This window comes from Gammaproteobacteria bacterium (assembly GCA_016705365.1).
Lineage (GTDB): Bacteria > Pseudomonadota > Gammaproteobacteria > Pseudomonadales > UBA5518 > UBA5518.
The window spans coordinates 256,396-280,861 of record JADIYI010000002.1 but is presented as its reverse complement, the minus strand read 5'-3'; the positions used below and the strand labels follow the sequence as shown (position 1 = coordinate 280,861).

Annotated in this window: 17 protein-coding genes; 5 read left to right on the top strand and 12 right to left on the bottom strand. The window is 63.1% G+C overall.

All coding sequences use genetic code 11. The features are described 5' to 3' along the window. Positions 1 to 57 precede the first annotated feature (57 nt). Positions 58 to 1,266 (top strand): efflux RND transporter periplasmic adaptor subunit, encoded by a 1,209-nt coding sequence (locus tag IPF49_01445; GenBank protein MBK6286310.1) that lies wholly within the window; start codon positions 58 to 60, stop codon positions 1,264 to 1,266. A gap of 58 nt (positions 1,267 to 1,324) precedes the next feature. After that, positions 1,325 to 4,483, top strand: coding sequence for an efflux RND transporter permease subunit (locus IPF49_01440; protein MBK6286309.1), 3,159 nt, complete (start codon positions 1,325 to 1,327; stop codon positions 4,481 to 4,483). 18 nt (positions 4,484 to 4,501) lie between these two features. On the opposite strand, the gene IPF49_01435 is transcribed toward IPF49_01440, so the two are convergent. From IPF49_01435 to IPF49_01395, 9 genes are all read right to left on the bottom strand, one after another. Then, on the bottom strand, positions 4,502 to 6,346 hold the full coding sequence (locus IPF49_01435) for a sodium:proton antiporter (protein ID MBK6286308.1): 1,845 nt from the start codon (positions 6,344 to 6,346) through the stop codon (positions 4,502 to 4,504). Between the two features lie 111 nt (positions 6,347 to 6,457). After that, entirely contained in the window at positions 6,458 to 7,351 is an 894-nt protein-coding gene (locus IPF49_01430; protein MBK6286307.1) for a fructose bisphosphate aldolase, read from the bottom strand. Between the two features lie 86 nt (positions 7,352 to 7,437). After that, the gene (modC, locus tag IPF49_01425) at positions 7,438 to 8,595 is read right to left on the bottom strand and encodes a molybdenum ABC transporter ATP-binding protein (GenBank protein MBK6286306.1); all 1,158 of its coding nucleotides are present in this window, start codon (positions 8,593 to 8,595) and stop codon (positions 7,438 to 7,440) included. Next, on the bottom strand, positions 8,498 to 9,172 hold the full coding sequence (modB, locus tag IPF49_01420; protein MBK6286305.1) for a molybdate ABC transporter permease subunit: 675 nt from the start codon (positions 9,170 to 9,172) through the stop codon (positions 8,498 to 8,500). The genes modC and modB overlap by 98 nt, the downstream gene beginning before the upstream one ends. Positions 9,173 to 9,179: 7 nt before the next feature. Continuing rightward, positions 9,180 to 9,935, bottom strand: a complete 756-nt coding sequence (gene modA / locus IPF49_01415; protein ID MBK6286304.1) for a molybdate ABC transporter substrate-binding protein — start codon at positions 9,933 to 9,935, stop codon at positions 9,180 to 9,182. Positions 9,936 to 10,044: 109 nt separating this feature from the next. After that, on the bottom strand, positions 10,045 to 12,267 hold the full coding sequence (locus IPF49_01410) for a patatin-like phospholipase family protein (GenBank protein ID MBK6286303.1): 2,223 nt from the start codon (positions 12,265 to 12,267) through the stop codon (positions 10,045 to 10,047). Between the two features lie 50 nt (positions 12,268 to 12,317). Then, positions 12,318 to 13,808, bottom strand: a complete 1,491-nt coding sequence (locus IPF49_01405) for a phospholipase D family protein (protein MBK6286302.1) — start codon at positions 13,806 to 13,808, stop codon at positions 12,318 to 12,320. Positions 13,809 to 13,914: 106 nt separating this feature from the next. Further along, positions 13,915 to 14,469 (bottom strand): DUF4136 domain-containing protein, encoded by a 555-nt coding sequence (locus IPF49_01400; protein MBK6286301.1) that lies wholly within the window; start codon positions 14,467 to 14,469, stop codon positions 13,915 to 13,917. A gap of 263 nt (positions 14,470 to 14,732) precedes the next feature. Next, complete coding sequence (locus IPF49_01395; protein MBK6286300.1) at positions 14,733 to 15,506, bottom strand: enoyl-CoA hydratase/isomerase family protein; 774 nt, start codon at positions 15,504 to 15,506, stop codon at positions 14,733 to 14,735. 132 nt (positions 15,507 to 15,638) lie between these two features. On the opposite strand from IPF49_01395, the gene IPF49_01390 reads away from it, so the two are divergent. Beyond that, the gene (locus IPF49_01390) at positions 15,639 to 16,799 is read left to right on the top strand and encodes a beta-lactamase family protein (GenBank protein ID MBK6286299.1); all 1,161 of its coding nucleotides are present in this window, start codon (positions 15,639 to 15,641) and stop codon (positions 16,797 to 16,799) included. Positions 16,800 to 16,850: 51 nt separating this feature from the next. Here the strand turns inward: IPF49_01390 and IPF49_01385 are convergent, their stop codons facing one another. The 3 genes from IPF49_01385 to IPF49_01375 all read right to left on the bottom strand — a co-directional run bounded on the left by IPF49_01385 (position 16,851) and on the right by IPF49_01375 (position 22,166). After that, positions 16,851 to 18,269 carry an MFS transporter gene (locus IPF49_01385; GenBank protein MBK6286298.1) on the bottom strand — a complete coding sequence of 473 codons (1,419 nt, stop codon included), beginning with the start codon at positions 18,267 to 18,269 and terminating at the stop codon, positions 16,851 to 16,853. Positions 18,270 to 18,783: 514 nt separating this feature from the next. Beyond that, positions 18,784 to 21,036 carry a TonB-dependent receptor gene (locus IPF49_01380; protein MBK6286297.1) on the bottom strand — a complete coding sequence of 751 codons (2,253 nt, stop codon included), beginning with the start codon at positions 21,034 to 21,036 and terminating at the stop codon, positions 18,784 to 18,786. A 158-nt stretch (positions 21,037 to 21,194) separates the two neighbouring features. After that, positions 21,195 to 22,166 carry an aldo/keto reductase gene (locus IPF49_01375; protein MBK6286296.1) on the bottom strand — a complete coding sequence of 324 codons (972 nt, stop codon included), beginning with the start codon at positions 22,164 to 22,166 and terminating at the stop codon, positions 21,195 to 21,197. Positions 22,167 to 22,410: 244 nt separating this feature from the next. Between IPF49_01375 and IPF49_01370 the strand changes: the two genes are divergently transcribed. Continuing rightward, entirely contained in the window at positions 22,411 to 23,301 is an 891-nt protein-coding gene (locus IPF49_01370) for a LysR family transcriptional regulator (protein ID MBK6286295.1), read from the top strand. A gap of 46 nt (positions 23,302 to 23,347) precedes the next feature. After that, positions 23,348 to 24,445 carry a zinc-binding dehydrogenase gene (locus IPF49_01365; GenBank protein MBK6286294.1) on the top strand — a complete coding sequence of 366 codons (1,098 nt, stop codon included), beginning with the start codon at positions 23,348 to 23,350 and terminating at the stop codon, positions 24,443 to 24,445. Positions 24,446 to 24,466 lie beyond the last annotated feature (21 nt).

Here is a 24,466-nt window from a genome sequence, read left to right as displayed (position 1 = left end):
CGGGAAGTGCATGCGATCAGCTAAACTGTCGCTCCGCCTCAACACAGCAAATGATGCATGAATACCGGACTGTCACCGATTGCGCCGCTCGCGCGGCGCGCGCGGACCACATGGCGGCGTCTTTTGCCGCCGCTGGTGGTGATCGCGGCCTTGCTGATTGCGCTGCTGCTGTACCTCACACGCTCGCAACTGGTGCCGCATACGGTCGAGCGGCCGCCAACCGCGGTGCGTTTTGTCGAGGTTCAGCCGCGCGATATGCGCCTGACGGTCATATCCCAGGGTGAGGTCCAGCCACGCACCGAGTCCGAGCTGATACCGGAAATTTCGGGCACCGTGGTGTGGCTGTCTCCGGCGCTGGCCTCGGGCGGGCGCTTCGCGGCCGGGGAAGTTCTGCTGCGAATCGACGAGCGCGATTACCGCAATGCGCTCGGCAGCGCCGAGGCAGCGTTGGTGCGGGCGCAGGCCGAAGCCGAGTACGCACACTTCGAGAATGAACGGCTCAGCAAGCTCCAGGCGCGTGATCTGACCAGCCGCTCGCAGGCGGAGAATGCGTTGCGCGCAATGCGTGTGACCGCGTCGGCGCGCGAGGAGGCGAAAGTGGCGGTGGAGCGTGCGCGCCTCGATCTGCAGCGCTGTGAAATCCGTGCCCCTTTCAGCGGGCGCGTGCGCAGCAAACGTATCGATATCGGGCAGATGGCGAGTCGCGGCAACAGTGTCGCGACACTCTATGCCGCGGATTATGTCGAGATCCGCCTGCCGATCGCGGACCGCCAGCTCGCATTTCTGGACCCGCAACTGATGCTGAGCGGAACGGTGAGCAGCGCGCAGGCGGCACCGGTGCGGTTGCGCGCGCATTTTGGTGGCCGCGAATTGACCTGGGACGGGCGCATCGTGCGCACCGAGGGCGAGATCGATGCGCGCAGTCGGATGGTGCATGTCGTGGCACGGGTCGAGAACCCCGACGGCGACGGGCAGTTGCCCCTGCCGGTGGGCCTGTTCGTCGATGCCGAGATCCGCGGGCCGTTGGCGAGCGGAGTCATCGAACTGCCACGCACCGCGATGCGCGATGGTAACCGGGTGCTGGTGATCGACGCCGGGCAGCGCCTGCGCTTTCGTCAGGTCGAGGTGCTGCGCATCGAGCACGATTTGGTACTGATCCGCTCCGGGCTTGCGCGCGGCGAGCGGGTTTGCGTTTCCTCGCTGCAGCTGGTGGTGGACGGCATGCCGGTCACCGCGCTGCGTGACGACGCGGAAGCGCAGGAGTAAGTGCGTGCCGCGCCTGATTGCCTGGTTCGTCGACAACCCGGTTGCCGCCAACCTGCTGATGCTGATCCTGGTCGTGGGCGGCCTGCTGATGCTGCCGCAGATTCGCAAGGAGGAATTTCCGAACGTAGATACCGACTATGTGCAGATCACGGTGCCCTATCGTGGCGCAGCGCCCGAAGAGGTCGAAAAGGGTGTCTGCATCCGCATCGAGGAGGCGATTCGGGGCCTCGAAGGCATCAGGAAGATCAATACCGCTGCCATGGAAGGGCTGTGCAATATCAGCGTCGAGCTGTTTCACGATGCGAACAAGAGCAAGGCGCTCGATGATATCAACGCGCGGGTGTATTCGATCAGTACCTTCCCGCGCGAGACTGAACGCCCGGTGGTGACGGAAGTCACCGTAACCAGCACGGTGATGGAAATCACGATTTCGGGCCCCACCGACGAGCGTGCGTTGAAGGAACTTGCCGAGGAGGTACGCGAGGAGCTGACCGAGGATTCGCGCATCAGCCAGGTTGAAGTGCTCTATGCGCGTCCCTACGAGATTTCGATCGAAATTTCCGAGCAACAGCTGCGTCGTCATGGACTGACATTCGAGCGGGTGGCCGAGGCGATTCGTGATGCCAGTCTCGATGTGCCGGGCGGTTCGCTGAAAAGCGATGAAGGCGAAATCCTGTTGCGCAGCAAGGGACAACTCTACGCAGGCCGGGAATTCGAGGATGTGGTGGTGCTCAAGCGTGCCGACGGCACCGCGCTCAGGCTTGGCGAGATTGCCACCGTGGTCGATGGCTTCGAGGATACCGATCTGCGGGTGCGCTTCGACGGCAATCCCGCGGTGATGCTGCGGATTTCGCGGATAGGAGACGAGGATACGCTGGAGATCGCGCGTGCCGTGAAGGCCTATCTGGCACGCAAGCAGGACTCGCTCCCGAGCGGCATTGCCCTGGTGATATCACGCGACGAGTCGCAGGACCTGGTGGATCGGCTCGATGCGCTGCTCGGTAACGCCTTCAGCGGTTTCGTGCTGGTGGTGCTAATCCTGGCGCTGTTTCTGCGCCTGCGGGTTGCGCTGTGGGTGAGTGCCGGAATCCCGATTGCCATCCTCGGGGCGCTGGCACTGTTCCCGGTCGTCGGCCTCACCATCAGTTCGCTGTCGTTGATGGGTTTTCTGCTGGTACTCGGTATCGTGGTCGATGACGCCACGGTGGTGGGCGAGCGCATACACGCCTATCAAACGCAGGGCATGGATGCACGCAGCGCCGCGATACGCGGCACCAGCGAAGTATCCATTCCGGTCATCTTCGGGGTGCTGACCACGATGGCGGCGTTTCTGCCGATCATCACGATTCGCGGCAATCTGGGCTCTTTCTTCGCCGCCGTGGGCGTCACCGTGATTCTCTGCCTGAGCTTCAGCCTGGTTGAATCGCAATTGATTCTGCCCTCGCATCTCGCCCACCGCAGGGCGCGCCGCACGTCCGCGCAGCGCGAGGGCCGGGTTGCCGGGATACAGGATGCGGTGTCGAACTGGCTCGAGCGGCTGATCGCCAATCACTACAACCCGTTGATGCTGAAAGTGGTCGAGTATCGCTACCTGGTCTGTGCCATCGGTCTCGGCTGCATGATCGTGATGGGCGGAATGATTGCAGGTGAACGCATCGTGTTTCAGTATTTTCCCTCGGTGGAAGGTGACCGGCTGTACGCGACACTGACCATGCCGGAGGGTACCTCGGCGGAGGTCACGCAGCGTGCCGCGCGCCGACTGGAATCATCGGCCGAGCGTTTGCGCGAGCGGCTCGATCAGGGTCGGTCTGCGCAAGAGTCGGTGGTGCTCCACACGATGACATCGGTGGGCAAGCGCATCGGTCGCGGAACATTGGAATTCGGTGGCAGCGAGGGCAGCAATTATGCCGAGGTGCTGATCGAGCTGGCGCCTTATCGCGAGCGTGGTGGAATGAACTCCACCGAGGCCGCAGGGTTATGGCGTGACCTGACAGCGCGGATTCCCGATGCGCTGGAACTGGCATTCACCGCCGAGGCGTTCAGTGCCGGCAAACCGATCGACATCCAGTTGCGCGGGCGCGATGTGGCGCAACTCGGCGCCGCGGCCGCCGAATTGCGGGCAACCCTGCAGAGCTACGACGGGGTGTTCGACCTCAGCGACACCTTCCGTGCCGGCAAGCAGGAAGTGCTGCTGGCGATCCGTCCGGAAGCGGAGTTGCTTGGCCTGTCGCAGCGCGATCTCGGCACCCAGGTGCGCCAGGCATTCTATGGCGAGGAAGCACAGCGCGTGCAGCGCGGTCGTGACGATGTGCGCGTTATGGTGCGATTCCCCGAGGCCGAGCGCGCCTCGCTCGGCGATCTGGAGAACCTGCGCATCCGTACCGCGGAAGGTGCGGAAGTTCCGTCGCTGAGCGTGGCGCGGATGGTGCTGGGGCGCGGCTATTCCACCATCAACCGGGTGGACGGACAGCGTGTCATCAGCGTCAGGGGCGATGTGGACCGCAGTGTCAACACCCCCGAGCGGGTGCTGGCCTCGATTGCCAAAACCGAGTTGCCGCGCATCGCCGAGCGCTACCCGGGAATCAGCTTCGCACTCGCGGGTGAAGCCGAGGATCGTGCCGAAGCGATGAAGGGGCTCGGCGAGATGAGCCTGATGGCATTGCTGATCATCTACGCACTGCTCGCCATCCCGCTGCGTTCCTACCTGCAACCGCTGGTCATCATGAGCGCGATCCCGTTCGGATTCATCGGTGCGCTGCTGGGCCATCTGCTTATGGGAATCGACCTGGTGTTCTTTTCGCTGCTGGGCATCGTCGCACTCTCCGGAGTGGTGGTGAACGCAAGCCTGGTGCTGGTCGACTACGTGAACCAGCAGCGGCGCTCCGGGATGGAATTGGTCCCGGCGGTACTGCGCGCAGGCGCGGTGCGATTTCGGCCGATCCTGCTTACCTCGGCCACCACGTTCTTCGGACTGGCCCCGCTGATGGCGACGGCCAACGTGTCGACGACGTTGTTCGTGCCGATGGCGGTCTCGCTCGGGTTTGGCGTGCTGTTCGCGACCGGTGTCACACTGCTGCTGGTACCGGCGCTGTACCTGATAGTCGATGACTTCCTGCGCTGGGCGCGGCGTCATTTCGCAGCCGACGCCGCTGCCGAGCAGCTGGAGCGCGCAGCGGCAGCACTCGAGGCATCGCCCGGAGAGAATTCCGCCAACTGAGCACGGACGCGCCGGGATTCACACCGACGTCGCGGGCGTGGGCGCGTTGCTTGCGGCTGCAGCCAGTTCCGCTTCCTCATCCAATACCGCTTCGATCTTCGCGCTCGCCAGCACCGTGACCTTCCAGCCGGCCTTGGGCTCGAGCGAGCCGAGTTCGGTGAAGAAGTGAAGCATGCCCTTGTCGCTCAGCGCAAACAGCGGCAACGGCGCATCGTCGAATTGCTCGATGAACTGCTTCCAGCGAAAACTCTCGCTCATGCGCGTGGTGCGCAGCTGCCAGCCCTCGCCAAGGCGCTGGGTGATCAGCGCGTGGGTAATTCCCTTGGCAAAAATGGCCGGTGTCTGCAGTGCCTTGGCATGGGACTGGCGCGGTGCCTCGCCGGTGCCGAGAAGGCGCATGCGCAGCACGTTGTTCTTGGCGAAATCGCCGCGATAGCGCATGCACGCCAGCGAGTTCATCTCGATCCGGGTCGACATCGCGAGCAACCAGCGCATCGAGGACAGGGGCAGTGCAGCCTCCGCGTGCTCGGACACCGGGTTGCCGAAATAGGTGGGGATTCCGGTCATGCGGCATTGGCTGATGCCCTGCCAGTCGTCATCGGCCACCAGTACCGGAATCTCCTGCTTCTGCAGTGCCTGGGCCAGCAGGCGCGGCAATTCGCTGGAGCCGACGATCAGCACGCCGCGCGATTGCGGTTGCACCACGTCCAGCCAGCGTGCTACCCGGGCCGCCGTGACACTTTGCAGCACCACGGTGCCAATGATGATCATGAAGGTCAGCGCCACCAGTTCGTTGGCGCCGCTGATTCCCTGCTCCTCGAGGCGCAGCGCAAACAATGCCGACACCGCGGCGGCGACGATTCCGCGCGGCGAGACATAGGCGACCATGGTGCGCTCGGCGAATTTCAGCGGGCTGAACAGCGTGGACACGTAGACCGACAGCGGACGGATCACCAGTGTCGCCACTGCCAGGATCGCCAGACCGGCCAGGAAGTTGTCAGCCGACGGCCATTCGATGCGTGCCGAGAGCACGATGAACATCATCGAGATCAGGAAGATCGACAGGTTTTCCTTGAAATTCAGGATGTGCTCGACATCGAGGTTGCGGATATTGGCCATCGTGATGCCCATCACCGTGACCGCCAGGAGCCCGGATTCCTCCGCGCACAGGTTGGATATCGCGTAGGTCCCGACCACCGCGGCGAGTACCAGGAAATTGTCGAGAAATTCCGGCACCCACTGCCGGCGCAACAATTCCGCAATCGCGAACCCGGCCGCGAGGCCCAGGGCGGTACCTGCGCCCACCGTCAACAGCAGGAGTTCGCCGGTGTGCTGTTGCGAACCGAGCACGATCGCCTCGAAGGCGAGCAGCGCCAGCATCGCGCCGATCGGGTCGATGATGATGCCTTCCCAGCGCAGCACCTGGGCGATCCTGGCGTTCGGACGCACGGCGCGCAGCAGCGGGATGATCACCGTAGGTCCGCTCACACAGTTGATCGCGCCGAACAGCAGCGCGACAGGCCAGGGCAATCCCGCGAGGTGATGCGCGGCGGCGGCCAGTCCGGCGACCGCGATGGCCGCGCCCACCGTGACCAGCAACACGATTGCCGGCGCGAAACTGCGGATCTCGCGGAAACGCAGCGTCAGCGAGCCCTCGAACAGGATGATCGCCACCCCGATTTCCACCATCGGAAAGAACATCTCGCCGAAGATCTGTTGCGGGTCGATCAGCCCGGTTACCGGCCCGAGCAGCAGTCCGGAGATCAACAGGAACAGGATCGCCGGCAGGCGTGTGCGCCATGCCAGCCACTGGCAACCGAAGCCCAGCAATACCAGTCCGGCCAGCACTGCACTCAATTCCATCCGGCTTCTCCGCGAACCCAAGGTTTGACGATTGCGCCTCCCGAAGAAGCGGCGTGTTGCGAGCGGGTCTGGTCCGCTGGCGCAGGGACCGCCCGCGTGCGCGGTGCGTATTCAGGTACCCGATGCGCGATAAATGCTGGCAATCGATTCATCGAGGAGACTGTTGAACCCGGAATCACTCTGACCAGCCAGCAACCCCTCGCTCAGCGCCCGTGAAAAGCTGGCCACCACGCCGTGGTTGCGGGCCAGGCGCGCGTTGGCATCGGCACGGGTATAGCCGCCCGAAAGCGCGACGACGCGCACGACGCGCGGGTGGTCAACGAACTCGGCGTAGAAGTCGTCGCGCTCCGGTAGCGTGAGTTTCAACATCACCTGCTGTTCGGAGTCGAGCCGATCGAGTTCCTCGAGCAGCACCGTTTTCAACAGATGTTCGGCGCCCGCTTTCTCGGGGCAATGGATATCGACCTCCGGCTCGATGATCGGCACCAGCCCGGCATCGAGAATCTGGCGCGCGATCGTGAACTGCTGAACTACCAGCGCGGCGATTCCGCTCGGGTCGGCCTGTTTGATCACCGAACGCATCTTGGTGCCGAAGATGTTCCTGACCCTGGCCTTGCGCAGCAGCTCCGCCAGGCCTGGCATCGGCGCCATGGGTTGTACACCTTCGGCCTCTGCGGCGAGTCCCTTGTCGATCTTCAGGAACGGCACGATATTCTTGATATTCCACAGATAATCCGCGGTGAGCAGACTATCGATGCGGCGCTCCATGGTGTTCTCGAACAGGATGGCACCGAGGATGCGATCGCCCCCAAACGCGGGGCTGGTGATGATACGGGTACGCATCTGGTGCACGATGTCATACATCTCCCGTTCGTTCGACCATGCCTGCGGGTCGATCCCGTAGAGTTGCAATGCCTTCGGCGTACTGCCGCCACTCTGGTCGAGCGCGGCGATGAAGCCGGCGTGTAATCGCATTTTCTGCAATTGCAGTTCGATGTCGCTCATATCGCACCTCGTCTGATAATCGTGGATGGCGCAATTCTAGCCCAGGTGCCCACACGAAGGCTCGCACCCCTGGGTCGGGGCAGGTCCTAATCGCTCAGCGCGACGGTCTTGACCTGGGCCCACACCGCCATGCCAGGCTGCAATGCCAGGCGTTCGGCCGAGCGCCGGGTCAGGCGCGCAACCAGCGTGGAATTGCCGAATCGCACCTTCACCAGAACGTCTGCCGGGTGCGTGTCGTCGGCGATCTCCTCGACGACGCAGGACAGCTGATTGCCGATGCTGGTGTCAGGCAGCGCACCGAGCGCCAGACTGACATCGCGTGCCAGCACCCGCACCCGGACCGCGCTGCCGCTTGCATGGCCCTGGTCGCGCGTCCACAGCGAGCCGCCATCGACATCCAGGCGAGCCAGTTGCCAGCGCTCATCGCGAAGCGCAACGCGTGCCGGCAGCACCACGCCCGCATCCTCTCCCAGTTGCAGCGGCAGGTCGAGCCGGGACAGCATCTCGACCAGCCCGCCACTGGCGAGCACTCGTCCGGCCTGCATCAGGACCAGTTGATCGGCGAGGCGGGAGACCTCGTCCAGCGCATGACTGACGTAGATTATCGGGATATCGAGTTCCTGGTGGAGTCGCTCGAGACAGGGCAGCACCTCGGCCTTGCGTGCCGCATCCAGCGATGCCAGCGGTTCATCCATCAACAGCAGGCGCGGACTTGTCGCCAGCGCGCGCGCAATTGCCACGCGCTGGCGTTCGCCCCCGGAGAGCGAGCCCGGGCGTCGCTGCAGCAGGGTGCCGATGTCCAGCAACTCGATGGCCCGCTCGAGCGGTACCCGGCGCTCGGCGGGTTTGACCCGACGCATGCCATAGGCCAGGTTTTGCCGTACATCGAGGTGTTCGAACAGGTTCGCGTCCTGGAACACCAGCGCCAGCGAACGCCGGTGCACCGGCACGAATTGCCTGTCATCCTGCCAGACGTGCTCGTCGAGGCGCATCTGTGCGCCAGGCACCCGTTCCAGCCCGGCCAGGCAGCGCAGCAGCGTGGTCTTGCCACAGCCCGAGGGTCCGAACACCGCGCTGACCCCGCGCATCGGTACCCGCAGTTGCGCATCGAGCGTGAAGCCCTCGCGTGTCAGCTGAAATCGCGCTTCAAGCACGCCAGCCACCGCCACCGCGACCGTACATCCACAGCAGCACCAGGAAGCTCGACAACACCAAGCCGCCCGCGAGCCAGTGCGCCGAGGCATACTCGAGGGCCGCGACGCGATCGTATATCTGCACCGAGATCACGCGGGTCCGTCCCGGAATATTGCCGCCGATCATCAGCACCACCCCGAACTCGCCGACCGTGTGTGCAAAACCGAGCACGGTAGCGGTCACCATGCCGGGCCGCGCAAGCGGCAGTGCCACCGTGAAGAAGCGATCCAGCGGACCGGCGCGCAGCGTCGCCGCCGCTTCCAGCGGACGCTGGCCGATGGCTTCGAAGGCGTTGCGCATGGGCTGGACCACGAAGGGCATCGAATAGATCACCGAGGCCACGACCAATCCGCCAAAACTGAACGGCAACAGGCCGATGCCGAGCGCCTGGGTGAGCCGGCCCACGGGTCCCTGCGGCCCCAGCAATAACAGCAGGTAAAAGCCGAGCACGGTCGGCGGCAGCACCAGAGGCAGCGCCACCAGCGCCGCGACCGGCCCCCGCCAGCGCGAACGCGTCTGCGCCAGCCACCATGCGATCGGCGCACCGATCAGCAGCAGCAGGACCGTGACCACGGAGGCAAGCCGAAGCGTGAGCCAGATCGCATCGAAATCGCTTGCATCGAGCATCGTCGCCTCAGATCTCGTAGCCGGAGTCGCGGATCAGCGCGGTCACCGTTGCCGATTGCAGGAACTCCAGCAGTGCCATGGCGGCGGGGTTGTGCTTCGCGGGCAGCAGCAGCACCAGGTCCTGCAGGATCGGCTGGTGCAGGGTCGCCGGTACCAGCCATGACGAGCCGCTGGCGGGCCGCCCGTTTTTGTCGATGACCTGCGACCAGGCAACAAAGCCGAGTTCGGCGTTGCCGGTGGCAACGAACTGGTAGGCCTGGCTGATGTTCTCGCCCTGTACCAGGCGTGACGCCAGCGTCTCGCGCACCCCGAGCGCCGCGATCACTTCGGCCGCGGCCGCTCCATAGGGGGCGAGCTGCGGACTCGCGATCGCGAGATGGCGCCAGCTGGTGTCTTGCAGGATCTCGGGGCCGCCGCCGACCAACTTCGGGTCGGCTGACCACAGGACCAGTCGTCCGCGCGCATAGGTGCGACGGGTGCCGGGGAGAGCCAAACCCTCCGCGAGCAGCGCCGCAGGGATTTTCTGGTCCGCCGACAGCAGAACGTCGAATGGCGCCCCGGCCCTGATCTGGGCATGGAACATGCCGCTGGCGCCGAAGCTGAGTCGGGCACGATGGCCGCTGGCGGCCTCGAAAAGCTCCGCGATGCGACGCATCGGTTCGCTGAAGTTCGCCGCTACCGCGACCTGCACCTCGGCACCGCGCGCGCAGGCACTGGAGAGGATCAGCAGGAATGTCAGCACGAAGCAGGATTTGGCAGACATTCGGTCCCGGCGGTTGGCATGCGTTCGCTGTGCAGTGTATAACACGGCGTGCAATTATGATCGATTGTTCGCCCGCGGCGTTCGACAGACCGGGTCCTCGATCGGGACTTCAATCCAGTATCTGCCCGATCTGCAGGTACAGCGCGCGCTGATCATTCTCGGCAACCCCGACCCCCAGATAGATCGGGCCGATGGGTGAATCGACACCCAGGAACAGGCTGCCGGCGTAGATCAGTTCATCGGCGGCAACATTGTCTTTCTCGAGCCAGACATTGCCGGCCTCGAAGCTTGCACCCACGTACACGGGCAGGTCGATCGGCAGCAGGGATTGCTCGTTCATGCGCCGGTAGTAGAGAAGCGCGCCCTGGCCGAGATAATTGCCGGCCAGCGAGTTACGCGAATACCCCGAAAGGGCCAGGAACCCACCCAGCGTGGAAAGCTGGGTCGCCACGGTCAGGGGTGTGCCGGGATTGTCGAGTTCGAGTTCCTGCCAGCGCAGGAGGCCGGCGAGCGTGTGCTCGCCCCAGCTCGTGGCATGCATCGCGAACACGTTCAGCGAGTCGTATCCGGTTTGCGCGCCCCAGCCCTCCTTGCCGGTCTGGAAGCCAGCGCTCAATCGCGACCCCGAGCCCGGGAAAAACGGCCGATCGAGCGTATCGTAGAGAAGTTGCGCGAAATAACCCGCATCGTTGGCGCTGGAACTTCCCAGTCGCGGATCGCCGATATCGAATTCCGTGTCGGCAGTCTGGGCAAAGGCGCCGACGCGCACCGAGGCCGCGTCTCCGAGGTAGAAACCGGGCGCGATGTCGACGGTGTGGCTGTCGATCTCCGCGCGGGCGATAATGTCGCCGTCGGCAGACAGGTTGACGGTGCGCCGCTTGAAAGAGTAGCCCGTGTCGAAGAAATAACGCTGGTTTACATCGAGCGGTTGGTAGTACTGCGTCTTGAGCACCGAATCGCCACCAATCTGTATTTTTGTATACCACTCGGCGCCAAGCCGGTTGATCCCCTTCTGGCGCCAACTGCCGGCGATACCGAAAGAGTTTTCGCCCTTGGTGTCCTGGTCCAGCGAGAGACCCAGTTTCAGATATTTTTCGCTGTAGGGAATGGCTATTGCGCTGATCGTCAGAACCTGCTCGCCAGCGACGTCGTTGACGACATATTCGACCCGCGAAAACTGGTCCAGACCATATATTTCGGCAATATCCCGCTCGAGTTGCGCCTTGTCGAGCGGGGCACCGATCGGCTGGGTGATCCTGTTGCGCAGCAGTTCGCTCGAAATCTGCGAATCCTGATGAATTTCGATGCGCTGGATAATCGGGGGCTCCGCGCTTCGCGAGACGACCGCCGAGGGCATCGCATTACCGGGGGTGGACAGCGCAGCCAGCTTGTCACCCATGGCCGTTGCTGCCTGGTAGCCGAGCTGTATCGCGAGTTCCGCCTTGTCGAAGGACATGGTCTCCACGCCGGAATCATCGAGGTCCGGAATCAGCAGGATATCCTGTGGTCCCATCAAGGCTATCTGCTCCTCGGAATTGCGCCGCGTCAGGATGGTGGTGAGCTGCCCGATCAGCGAGAACATGTTCGCCATCGATTCGCGCCCGGCAAGCGGGGTTCCGATATCGATGACGATGAGCCGGTCCACGCCCATCGCCTGCACGACATCGACCGGAATGTTCTTGGCGATGCCGCCATCGACCAGCAACTTGCCATCGAGCTCGATCGGGGCAAAAAAAGCCGGGATCGACATGCTCGCACGCATCGCAACCGCCAGGTCGCCCTTGGCAAGGATCACCGGATCGCCGCTCACGATATCGGTCGCGATTGCACGGAACGGGATCGGAAGCTGGTCGAAGTCATGCACATCGGAGACATGCGCAACCAGATCGTGCAACAGCAAATTGAGATGCTGACCCTGCACCAGGCCCAGCGGGATGTTCAGCTTGCCATCCTTGAAGCGCAGTTTCGCGCGCACCAGGAAATCGAAGTCTTCCTGCTTCTGGCGAAAGCTCAGTTGATCGCGCGTGGTCGAATCGTCGAAGGCCGATTTCCAGTCGAGGGTCTGGACGATCCCGGCGATCTGGTCGGCGTTCAGTCCCGAGGCATACAAACCGCCCACGATCGAACCCATGCTGGTGCCGGCGACCGCGCTGATCCGGATGTGGTGTTCCTCGAGATACTTGAGCACGCCGACGTGGGCCAGCCCGCGCGCACCGCCACCCGCGAGCACCAGGCCGATGCGCAGCGGCGGATCTGCCGCAAAGGGAGCGCTTTCGGCAGCGCTGGCTGATGAAATTCCAGTCAGGCAACACGCCACCAGAACCAGCATCACGGACGCTCTTGACAGCGACCCCTTCAATCCGGGATTTCTCATCGAGGTGCTCACAGGTATTTCTCCAGCGGAAGCCTGGCGATCGTCCAGGATTTGAATCGGCGCCACCAGCCGGTATCCGGCTCGTGCCGTGATGTCACGATCTCTCCGGCGCGCTCGGTGCGCCACAGCAGCTTGCCATCGTCGAGCGTCACTGCCCAGCTGCTGTCGGGCGAAGCGGCGCGATCGATGGCTGCAGCGACCTCCTGGGCGATTTCCGGACTTTCGATGATCATCGTGGTCTCGGCATTGAGGTAGGCCGAGCGCAGATTGAGGTTCATCGAGCCGATGGCGACCGTATGGCGGTCGAACACGAAGGTCTTGGAGTGCAGCCCGAGCGTGCGCGGCGCCGCTGCGCAGCCGTTTTCGATCACGATCACCTCGGCGCAATACTCCGCGTCCGGGCGCAGCTCGTGCAGTTCGATGCCACTGTTCACGATCGGCTGCCGTCGCCGGGCATAGGCCGCGTGGTTGGCGGTCACATCGTTGGAGGACAGGGAGTTGGTCAGGGCGATTACCTTGACACCACGGTCGCGCATTGCACGGACCACCTCGAGACTCGCATCGTCCAGCACCAGGTAGGCCGATTCGATCAGGATTTCCCGGCTTGCCGCGCGGGCGAGTTCGGCGAGTGCGCTTGCGGTCGGCTGCACCTTGTCGGTGTCTGCTTCAGCGCCGGGCAGCGGCGGTTCATCATGCACCAGGTGCGCCGGAACATGGCGCATGGCGGTGCGCGATTGCGCCAGATATGCCGCGCTGGCGGCGGCATCAGCCGGCAACGGATAGCCCATCGCACGCAGCTCGACCGCATCCTCGCGCAACGCTTCGTCGAGTTCCGCTGCGGTGCGGGTCCGGATCCGTTCGCTGCTCAGTTCGCTGATCGGAACGCTGTATACGCTGTTCCAGAAATCGTCGAACATCGCGCCGGTCTGGGCCACCACCGGACCCGTTGCGACCACATCCCGGTCACGGAAATTGAATCCTGCATGGGCGTCGAAGTACTCATCGCCGATATTGCGCCCGCCAATGATCGCAACCGCGCCGTCGGCAGTCAGCGATTTGTTGTGCATGCGGCGATTGAGCCGCGAGAAATCGAAGGCGAACTGCAGCAGTTTGCGGGCACCGCGGCGCTGCTCGAAGGGATTGTAGATGCGCAGCTCGATATTCGGATGTGCATCGAGAGTGGCGAGCAGCGCATCACGGCCGGCGGTGTTGATGTCATCGAGCAGCAGTCTCACCCGCACACCCCGGTTCGCGGCCGCGAGCAGGCGCAGCGCGAGATAGCGTCCGGTCAGGTCGCTGTTCCAGATGTAGTACTGCGCGTCGATCGATTGCTCGGCGATATCGATCAGCGCCGCACGCTCCAGAAACGCATCCGCTCCGGTATCGAGTACGCGCACATCGCTCAGCCCGTCAGCGATTGTCAGGCCCATGCGCCCCAGCTTGCTGTGCTCGTCAGCCGGCAGGAAAGTGGAAGCTTGCTTGTGTTCGGAGTCCGGCATCGAAACGCACGCCACCAGCAGCAGCAGGCCGAGTACAGCCAGGCAGAAAACGCGAATGGGGCAGCACCTCAGACTCACCCGTGCTTGCCCCACGCGTCCGGGACGCTCAGTTCGGCTTGGGCGGGAAGGTGGCCAGAACGGTCTCGACCGATTCGCGGATCAGTTTGTCGCGCTCCGCCGAGGTGCGCTTGCTGCTCAGGCGCTTCGATACCAGTCCGCGCCATTGCAGTTCGCGCGACGCGGGATCGATGAAATCGATGAACAGGGTTCCTTCTTCGTAATTCCGCACGTCGACGGTTGTCGCCATGGTGTTGCAGGATATCGACCAGCAGCGCCGGTAGCTGAAGCCGTCGTTGTAGGTGCGGATATCGGTCTTGCTCTGGCTGGTGACAAAGAAGCTCACCAGCATATCCGCCTGGGCTGGCTCCACGACCTTGAAACCGCGCGCAGCCAGGGCTGTCGTGATCGCACTTTCGATGCGATTGCTCAGCAGATCGTTGCTCTGCGCGGCACCGTTGCCCGTGGACGCTTTCCTGACCAGCGCAAAGGAGTGCTTGGCAGAAAAATCGTAAGCGGGGTTGAAGTCGGTGCTGACATTGGGCGTGCTGGTGCACCCGCCGAGAAGCGCCACGAAGGACAATAAACTGAACAGCCTGTACATCGCCGGTATCCTTGATGGTGGGAAAGCCCGCGCAGTCTAGCGGCTTTTTCCGGACTGTGGCAAACGTCGCTACCGGTGCCGGATTGAGCGCCGCTGGCGAGGTCAGGCACCGTTGCCGGGTATCCGTCCCCACGCCTCGGAAAAAGCTCCGGTGAAGTGGCGGGCATGATGCCGCGGTGCCCCGCCATGGGTCCCGCGTCTGCAGTGCGTGATCATCAGGTTGCGGAGGCGGCGTGTTTCGGTGCTCGAATCGCGGGACATCGTCAGCCCCAGTTTGGCGGCCGCTTTTCGGCAAAGGCCGCGATACCCTCGCGTGCATCGGCGGTCTGGCTCATGCGCGAGATCATCAGCTGGGCATATTCGAAACACTCGCCGATGCTCATGTCCTGCATCGCATGAAACGCCTTCTTGCCGAACAGCAACGCCGCCGGCGAATTGCCGAGAATGCGTTCGAGCAGCGCCTCGACCGCGGCATCGAGTTCCTCTGCCGCGACGACCTTGTTCAGCAAGCCGTGAGCGAGCGCCTCGCTGGCGCTGAACGGGTCGGCGGTCATGCACATTTCCAGCAGCCGCCGACGGGGTATCAGGCGCAGCATGTAGCTGAGGATCATCATCGGAAACACCCCGACCCTGGCCTCCGGCGTGCCGAACTTCGCGCTGTCGACCGCAATCGCCAGATCGCACATGCACAGCAATCCAAGTCCGCCGGCCATGACGTGTCCGTTGACGCGCGCAATGAGCGGCTTGTTGCATTGCTCGGCAGCGCGGAACATCTCGATCATCGGGTGTGTATCGCTGTCCGTGGTGAATACACCGCCCCCGCTGCGGTTGGCCTGCTTGAGGTCGGCCCCGGCGCAGAATGCCTGGTTGCCGGCACCGGTGAGCACCAGCGCCCGCACGGTCGGGTCCGTGGCCGCCCGTTGCAATGCGCCACTGATCCCCGCAATCACTTCGTCATTGATCGCGTTGCGCTGCTCGGGCCGGTTGATCGTGACCCACAACACCCGTCCGCGCACTTCGCACAATACCGAACCCATGCCGTCCGACTCCTGTTTGCCCTCGAGGCGCCGAGTGTGGCCGATCGCTCCGCGATCGTAAAGCGAATCGGCACACCCTGTGCGCACCGCATCATTGTAGAATCGGTGCAGCAATGCTTGTGGAGGTGTTTGATGCGCCAATCGGAGACGTCTGCCCTGGATCCGGCACGGCTGCACAGGATCGGTTCGCGGATCGATGCGGATATCGAAGCGGGGCGCTACGACGGTGCCGCGATCCGTGTGGCGCACCGCGGAACGATCGTGCACCAGGGCGTGCATGGCTGGGCCCATCGTGGCAGCGGGCGGCGCCTGCAGCACGGCGATGTGTTTGTCTCGATGTCGATCGGCAAGCAGTTCACCAATGTGCTGGCGCTCGATCGGGTGGAGCGTGGCCTGCTGAGCCTCGACCTGCACATTGGCGAAGTCCTGCCGGCATTCGCGACGCCCGAGCTGCGCGCCATGACGCTGTTCCATCTGCTCACCCACACCAGCGGTATCCTCGCGGCAGTGCCGTCCGTGCCGCCCGAGGTGCTGATGGACAGTGCGCGGCTGAGCGGGTTCATAGCGGGACTGCGCCCCGAATCGGCACCCGGCGAGCGGGTGAACTATTCGATCATCGCGGCGCATTCCGTTCTCGCCGAGGTGCTCCGGGCAGTCGATGAAGGGCGCCGCGACTTTACCACGATGATCGCGCAGGATCTGTTCACGCCACTCGGGATGATTGACACCAGCCTCGGACCACGCGCGGATCTGCTCGATCGCGTCTGTCCGGTGGTGGCCTGCTACAGGGAGCCCGGATTGTTTGTGCCTGAAGAACTCGAGGGCCTGGGTCAGCTGATCCTCGTCCCCGGCTGCGAGATTCCGGCCGGCGGCTTCCTCACCACGATCGACGATCTGCATCGTTTCGCGCAGATGCTCGCCAATGGTGGCGAACTCGAGGGAACCCGTATCCTGTCGCCACGCACCATCGATTATTGCGCCCGCAATTTTACCGGCAACAAGCCCAATGGCCTGTTCGATTACACGCGCGGGTTTCGCGGCTGGGAGCCATGGCCGGCCAATATCGGCATCGGCTTTTTCGTCCGCGGGGAGGGCCTGACTCCGGGGCCCATCAGCAATTTCTGCTCTCCGCGAACCCTGTGTGGCTGGGGCGCGGGATCGAGCTGCTTCTGGGTCGATCGGGACAACGAACTCAGCTTCTCATTCCTGTCCACCGGCCTGATGGAAGACAGCCATCATATCCAGCGGCTGCAGCGGCTCGGTGACCTGGTCATGGCGTCGATGACGCGTTAGCCGGGCCTTGCCCGCTCATTGTTAGCGTCGAAAAAGCAGGCGTCGCGACGCTCAGTCTTCCCGTAGCGCGAGATCCGCCGCGAGCGTGCGTGACGCCTGCCAGAACAGCAGGCTCGCGGTGCCACCGAGCAGGCCGATCACGAGCATCGAGTAGCGGATCGCGAGCTCGCCATAATGCGGTCCGAACACGTAGTCGTTGAGCACACCCACCGATAGCGGTCCGAGTCCCAGGCCGATCAGGTTCACGACGAAGAGCAGCAGTGCCGACGCCGTCGCGCGCATGCGCAGCGGCACCAGCCCCTGCACCATCGAGAACATCGGACCGACGTACATCGCGCCGAGTGCGTAGAACGGGATGAACGCGAGCAGCGAATACTGCTGAGGCAGCAGCGCGAACCCGAGCACGAACGGCACCCCGGCGATCGACTGCAGCGCCGGCAGACGCATGTACCAGCTTGCGTCGCGCGCCCCAAAGCGGTCCGCGAGCCGGCCGCCGGCATAGGCCCCGAGGCATCCCGCGAGCCCGATGATCCACCCGAGGAACGTTCCGATCTCGGTCCACGGCATCTCGTGTACGCGGTGCAGGAACGTTGGCCCCCAGGTCAGGACTCGGTAGCCTGACAGCGACTGCACCGAGGCGCCGAGCACGATGTACACGAAGGCTCGCCGTCGGAGCAGGTGGCGCAACACCTCGGGGAACGACGGCTGTACGCTGGATTCCACGCGCTGCTCGGAGGCGCCGCGTGGCAGTTCGCGCACGGTCAGCGCGACGATCGCTGCCAGAAACAGCCCCGGTAGCCCGACGACAAAGAACGCCGTCCTCCAGCTGTAATTCGTCACCAGGTAGCCACCGGCGAGGAACGCGATCGCCGAGCCGATGTAGACGCCCCACGCGTAGATCGACAGTGCAGTGGCGCGTTTGTGCGGCGGGAAGTAATCCGCGATGAGCGAGTGCGAGGGCGGGTTGCCGCCCGCCTCGCCGACGCCGACCAGTACGCGCAGCAGCGCGAGTTCGACAAAACTGCGCGCGAGTCCGCAGGCCGCGGTCACCGCACTCCACAGGGTGAGCGCGAGCGCGATGATGCGCGTGCGTGAGCCACGATCGGCCCAGCGCGCGATCGGAATTCCGGCCAGCGTGTAGAGCAGCGCAAACGCAAATCCCGAGAGCAGCCCGAGTGCGGTGTCCGAGACACCGAACTCTTCCTTGATCGGCACGATCAGCATGGCGAGGATCTGGCGGTCGATGAAGTTGACGACATAGACGAGGCTCAGCAGGACGAGAACATAGTTCGCGTAGGCGGGGCTCGGAGTCCGGGAATGCTGCTTGTCGATATCGGTATCCTCTGGCGGGGCGCAGGCCGCGCGCAGTATAGACCGCGGTCCACGCCACGGCACAGGGAGGGTAGCAACTGCATTTGCCGAGGATTCGCAATTGACGGCAAGCCCGATGGACTCTCCCGACTTGAACACGTTGCAATCGCTGTCACCGGACAGCCTGCTTGATCTCGTTGGCGATCTCTAATAAGGGCGGCTCTAGCCGATCCCTGTGGCAGTTTTACCAAACGATTGCGTAGCGTGTTCGTCGTGCGCAACGTCTCGATAACGCTGCATCACAGCGAGGTGCAGGTCTTCGATACCCATGTGATGGCGCGCCCCCTCGCGACACGCCGGGCTGGGGGGAGGTGGGGGGAGGTGGGGGGAGGTGGGGGGAGGTGGGGCTGCGTACCGCAAGCATTCAATGCATGATGATCTCTGGCGCCCGCGTTGATGCAGGATGGTGATATCCGGGAGATGGACGCCGCAGCGGTATGCTGGAGATCGAACTGGTCGCATGGCGCTCGGGGACAAGCTCGCACCGCGCTTTTCGGCCAGAGCCAGCAGCTTTTACCGGGTTCGCGCGGTGGCGGTCATGGAGAAGGGCTCTCTCATGTCCGTGCACCGCGCACGGGCCGGAATCGACTCCTTGGCGTGTTGCGAACGCACCTCAGAGAATCATCTTGACGTCGACACCAAAGCGACGGGGTTCCAGCCAGTACTTGCCGGCAAAGCCCAGCGAGCCGAAATCGATACCATCACCGACGTTGTTCTGGTCGGTCAGGTTATCTCCCCAGACGCCAAGCTCCCAGGTCCCTGTTTCGCCCAAGCGCAACCCGGTCAGGGAGATGCGCGCGCTGAGATTTTCGTGCCCCGGGTCGTGAATCTCCTCGTTGAACGGAGTCTCCCAATCGAGCGGGTGCATATAACGCTCGCTGCTCTGGGCGTAATCGACCCGCGCTCCCAGTTCGCCGAAGGCGAACGGCTCGAACAGGTATTCCGCGCTCACGTTCCAGTTGCTCCTGGTCATCTGGATGAACCTGGCCTGGTCCGACACATCAGTCACTACGCCCGTGACCGGATCGCGGTACAGGTATTCATCGTAGGTGGGGTCCACATAACCCATTGCCGCCGTCAGCGTCAGATTGTCAGTCACGAGGGCGACTACTTCGAGTTCGCCACCGCGAAAGGTCGCTTCACCTGCATTCACGATTGCTGCGCTCGCACCAGCCGCATCGGCGAGGAACTGCTGGATCTGCAGATCGGTGTAGTCCGTAGTGAACAGGGCCAGGTTCGTGCGCAGCCTGTTGTCGAGCCACTGCGCCTTCAGGCCGATCTCATAGGATGTCGCCTCCTCGGGCTCGAAACTCGTCAGCACCGTGGCACGCGGCGAAAAGCCGCCGGCCTTGTAGCCGGTCGACACCCGCGCATAGGCCATCAACTCGTCGGTGAACTGGTAGTCGAGTGAGAACAGCCAGGAGTCGTTGTCGAAATCCTGGTCGCCTTTCTCCGGAAACGCATTCGACCAGAACGTCTTGTTATCCTTGGTATAGCGTCCTCCCACGGTAATCTCGAGCTTGTCCTCGAGCACGGGCGGACGGTAGCCCACCTGGCCGAAGATGGCTTTCGACGTCGTGTCGCCGCCGAACGCGGAGAGCGGTGCAAGGTTGAGCCCCGCCTGTCCGCCAGGCAGCACAAAGGTCAGGCTTTGTTCATTGTGTTCGTCCGCGGTCTCATCAAAGTAGAACAAGCCGCCAACGTATTTCCAGCGTTCCGTACCGCCCACCAGTTGCAGTTCCTGCGAATACTGATTTTGGCGCTGGGGATCGTTGTTGCAGGTGTAGGGCCCGTTGAGGTCCTCGATGCCAACCGGCGCATAGGTGACCGGGTCGAGCACGAAGCCACGCATCACGCCGTTGCCTCCGAGGGCACAGATCGTGTCCTGATTGAAGCCACGCGCCGCACTGATCGATTTGAGCGCAAGTGAATCGCTGAAGTCGTAGGTCAGTGTGAGCGCGCCACCGAATACCTCCCCCTTGCTGTCAAAGCGTCCGTAGTAGGATGACTGTTGGCCCTTGTCGAGCCGCTTGCCGGTAACCACGAACGGCGCGCCGCCATAAGACGGCGACTGCCCGTAGTAATTTCGCAAATCGTCAGTCGCGCCGACCAACTGGAAAAAGACCGGCGCGCCTGTGCGCTTGCCGTAATCGAATGTCAGATCTGCCGTGAAAGCGTCACCAAAATCCCCGTGAATCGCGAGCCAGACCGAATTGTTGTCCAGCGATCCGGGATCCTCGTCGCTACTGGCGAGGGTGTTGTTGAAATAGCCGTCACGCTCCCGGTGCACGTAGGCGAGAGTCGCCTTGATCGAACTGCCGCCGAGCAGTCCCGTATCGATGCGGGCGCGGGTGTACCAGTCGTTGTCACTCCCGTACCCCGCCTTGCCTTCGAAGCCGAACTCGTCAGTGGGCTGCTTGGTGACCAGCTGTACGGCTCCGCCCGTGGTATTGCGGCCGAAGAGTGTGCCCTGCGGACCGCGCAGTACCTCGATGCGTTCGACATCCACGAGATCGAAAATCGCGCCGGCCGTGCGCGCGATGTACACGCCATCGAGATAGAGGCCGACACCTGCTTCCGCGGTGGCGGCGGGTTCGGTCTGGCCGATGCCGCGAATGAAGATCGAGGCAGCGTTCAGACTGGAAGTCTGCTGTACGATGACCAGGTTCGGGGCCAGCTGTCCCAGCTTGGTCACGTCCTGGACGTTGAGCTGATCGAGCAGTTTGCCCGAAACGGCAGTGACCGCGACCGGAGTCTGCTGCAGGCTTTCTTCCTGCCGGCGTGCGGTCACGATGATTTCCTCGAGCTGTCCTGATGCGTGCGCGGACTCGGTCCCCTGCGCAAGAACATCGGGATTGAAACACATGGCAGCAAGGATGGCCGTGCCACCGGCCATGTTGGCACGAGAGCGCTTCTTCATTATCTGAGTCTCCTGAATGAATCGGGTGGTTGTGCTACTGAAAAATGACTGTGGTCTGAATCTCGAGCATGCAGTTATTGTGAACAGTCGCGGCGGCCACACCATCAACCTGCCTGCATTGCGGACAGTTCATCGGTGCTCAGCCGCAGAGTACAGGCGCCTACACTGTCGATGATCTGCTCGGGGTGACTGGCGCCAATGATTGGAATCGTCTGCGCCTTCTGGCACAGCAAATACGCCAGCACCACCTGATTGATCGAGGCGTTGTGTGTTTGTGCCAGCTGCTGCACCAGCTTCAGGCGCCGTCGATTCACGTCATTCAGGTACAAATCGAGCAGTTCCTGACCCAGGCTGCTCTCGCCACCTTGTGCGAGCTTGCTGAAGACCCCGCGGCTTTGACCTGAATAGGGAATCATCGTCAACCCGGCCGCATGGAGCGACTGATAGCCATCTTCGTAGTAGCCGCCGGGGCAGTAGCGCTGCATGGCTTCCCGGTTTGGCTCCGCCAGGCCCCAGAGCGGCTGACAGGCCAGAAAACCTGCATGGCCGATGCGCAGCGCGTAAGCCAGGCCTTCGGCGATGCGCGTCGGCGACCAGTTCGAGCAGCCGAAATACCTGATCCGCCCCGCCTGTTGCTCCTCGATCAGGGCATCGATCAGAGGCTCTACTGGCCGCGACGAGTCATCGCGGTGCAACCAGTACAGATCGACATGATTGCATTGCAGGGCATCGAGGCTGGCGGCGAGGTCTGCGCGCAAATGCGCCGGCGTTACCCGCGGCGCAAAATTGCCGGCGCGATAATCGAACTCACATCCTTTGGTTGCGATGACCAGGCTCGTGCGGTCACGACAGGCCAACAGACGACCGAGCGTGCGTTCACTCGCTCCGCGCGGCGCATCGGGAATCCAGTCACCGTAGGAGCGTGCGGTGTCGATGAAGTTGCCACCAGCGGAGATGAATGCGTCCAGAATTGCCGCTGCTGCGGCATCATCCAGGGCGGTGCCAAACTGATTGGAGCCCAGGCACAAGGGGCTCACAATCAGATCGGAACCCGCAAGCCGCTGCTGTTGCATCATGATCAAGCGACGTTCCTGCGGTATGACAATCCGGGCATCCGTGTGGCCCGTGGGTTTACGATGATCATGCGTTCAATCCTGCCCATGATTCCCGACGCAGGCCTGGTGGATTCTGTGTGTCTCTCCCGGCATTGCTGTCCGCTGGATTTGGTTGTCCACATCAATGACGAGGCGCAGAATAGACCAGTTGTGAGTAATCGATAATCCGTTACAATCAAAACAGGTTGTTCAGCTGAGCCACACAATGGGCGGAGCGGAGTTTACGCAGCTGCGGGCATTCGTCGCAGTGGCAGAGCGTTGCAGTTTTCGTAAAGCGGCCAATCATCTGGGCCTGGCTCCTTCGACTATGAGCCAGACGGTTCGGGCGCTGGAGGACAGGCTGGATGTACGCCTGCTCAATCGCACCACGCGCAGTGTCAGGCTGACTCATGCGGGCGAGTTGCTGCTAGCCCGTGTTCAGCCGCTGCTGCAGGATCTCGCACAGTCGCTGCATCAGGTCAGCAATATGGATACCGGCCGTCTGCGCCTGGTGGCCTCGCGCGCAGCGGCGCGGCTGGCACTGGTGCCAGCGCTCAGCGAATTCTGTCATCAGCACCGCAACATCGAGTTGGAACTGACGGTAGACGATACGATCACCGATATCGTGGCGCGTGGATTCGATGCGGGCGTGCGTATCGGAAGCCTGCTGGAAAAGGATATGGTGGCGCTCCCGCTGACGCCGGACCTGCCGCTCAGCATTGTGGCCTCACCCGATTACCTGCGGCGATATGGCGAGCCGCTGACCACCGATGATCTGCGCGACCACAACTGCCTGCGCGTGGTCCATCCCACCACCGGTCAGTTGTTCCCGTGGCACCTTCAGGACGGCCCGCGGCGATTCGATTTCATACCCTCGGGTAATTTCTCCATCAACGACGATGTCGTGCTGCTGCAAAGTCTGCTCCATGGCGGCGGGATCGGCTGCATGCTGCTGGCTGACGTACAGCCGTATCTCGACAACGGCATGCTGCTGCCGTTATTGCAGGACGAAGTGAGCTCCCTGCCGGGTTTCAATGTCTACTATGTGCGCAACCGGCACATGCCGGCTGCCTTGCGCCAGCTGCTGGATTATCTGAAGGAGCAGCGCAAATGGTGATCCGGCGCTACCCCCCTCGCAGCAGCCCGCCGTGGGCAAAAGCGTGATGCGCGAAACGCGCGCGGCGGTCTGCATCGAGGCGGGTGCACCGTTGCAGTTGCGCACACTGCAGCTGACGCCGCCCGGCCCGGACGAGGTATTGGTCGAGATTCGGGCCAGTGGCTTGTGCCACTCGGATCTGCATCAAATGACCGGCAACAGTACGCCTTACCTGTTTCCGGTGGTACTGGGTCACGAGGGCGCTGGCGTGGTACTAGAGTGTGGCCGCGCGGTGTCCGACCTCCGGGTTGGCGATCATGTGATACCGCTGTCGATTGCAGAGTGCGGCGTATGTCGTAACTGCCTTTCCGGCAAAACCAATCTTTGCGCAGTCTTTCTTCCGACCATCGGCAAGGGAGATTCACATTTCCTCCTCGATGGAGAGCCCATTCCCGCCTACGCCGGACTCGGCACATTCGCCAATCACATGGTGCTCAAAGCCATCAATGTAGCCCGCATTCCCAAGGAAATTCCGTTTGATATTGCCTGTTATGTGGGCTGCGGGGTGAGCACCGGCGTCGGGGCCGTACGGTACACGGCAAGGATGGAAGCGGGTGCAACGGCCGCCATTTTCGGCCTGGGAGGCATTGGCCTCAATGTGGTGCAGGGCGCGAGACTGGCCGGCGCATCACGGATCATCGGCATCGACACGAATCCGCGACGAGAGCCCATGGCGCGTCGGTTCGGGGTGACGGATTACATCGATCCCGCGCAGCCAGGAGACGATCTGGTGGCAAGACTGCGGGCCATGACCGACGGTGGCGTCGACTACAGCTTCGAATGTGTCGGCAGCACCGATCTCATGCGCCAGGCGCTGGACTGCACCCGCCCGGGATGGGGCGTTTCCGTGGTTGTAGGTATCGCCCCGGACGGCGCCGAGCTGCATGCCGATCCCTTTACTCTGCTGCTTGGCAGAACCTGGAAGGGTTCGTTTCTGGGTAACGTCAAAACCCGCAGTCAGCTGCCGCGACTGCTGGATGAATATCTGGCGGGACGGCTGGATCTCGAACGCCTGATCACACATCGTCTGCCGCTTGCCGATATCAATCGGGGGTTTGAACTGATGCGCCAAGGCGATTGCATTCGCACCGTGGTGATCTTTTAACGGCCCGTGGCAGCATCCGGC

Coding starts and splice junctions, on each gene's coding strand:
- IPF49_01445 (MBK6286310.1), top strand. CDS start 58: ATGAATACCGGACTGTCACCGATTGCGCCGCTCGCGCGGCGCGCGCGG.
- IPF49_01440 (MBK6286309.1), top strand. CDS start 1,325: ATGCTGATCCTGGTCGTGGGCGGCCTGCTGATGCTGCCGCAGATTCGC.
- IPF49_01435 (MBK6286308.1), bottom strand. CDS start 6,346: ATGGAATTGAGTGCAGTGCTGGCCGGACTGGTATTGCTGGGCTTCGGT.
- IPF49_01430 (MBK6286307.1), bottom strand. CDS start 7,351: ATGAGCGACATCGAACTGCAATTGCAGAAAATGCGATTACACGCCGGC.
- modC (MBK6286306.1), bottom strand. CDS start 8,595: ATGCCTCGGCGCACTGGCTCGCGGGCGGCTTGGTGTTGTCGAGCTTCC.
- modB (MBK6286305.1), bottom strand. CDS start 9,172: ATGCTCGATGCAAGCGATTTCGATGCGATCTGGCTCACGCTTCGGCTT.
- modA (MBK6286304.1), bottom strand. CDS start 9,935: ATGTCTGCCAAATCCTGCTTCGTGCTGACATTCCTGCTGATCCTCTCC.
- IPF49_01405 (MBK6286302.1), bottom strand. CDS start 13,808: ATGCCGGACTCCGAACACAAGCAAGCTTCCACTTTCCTGCCGGCTGAC.
- IPF49_01400 (MBK6286301.1), bottom strand. CDS start 14,469: ATGTACAGGCTGTTCAGTTTATTGTCCTTCGTGGCGCTTCTCGGCGGG.
- IPF49_01395 (MBK6286300.1), bottom strand. CDS start 15,506: ATGGGTTCGGTATTGTGCGAAGTGCGCGGACGGGTGTTGTGGGTCACG.
- IPF49_01390 (MBK6286299.1), top strand. CDS start 15,639: ATGCGCCAATCGGAGACGTCTGCCCTGGATCCGGCACGGCTGCACAGG.
- IPF49_01380 (MBK6286297.1), bottom strand. CDS start 21,036: ATGTGTTTCAATCCCGATGTTCTTGCGCAGGGGACCGAGTCCGCGCAC.
- IPF49_01375 (MBK6286296.1), bottom strand. CDS start 22,166: ATGATGCAACAGCAGCGGCTTGCGGGTTCCGATCTGATTGTGAGCCCC.
- IPF49_01370 (MBK6286295.1), top strand. CDS start 22,411: ATGGGCGGAGCGGAGTTTACGCAGCTGCGGGCATTCGTCGCAGTGGCA.
- IPF49_01365 (MBK6286294.1), top strand. CDS start 23,348: ATGCGCGAAACGCGCGCGGCGGTCTGCATCGAGGCGGGTGCACCGTTG.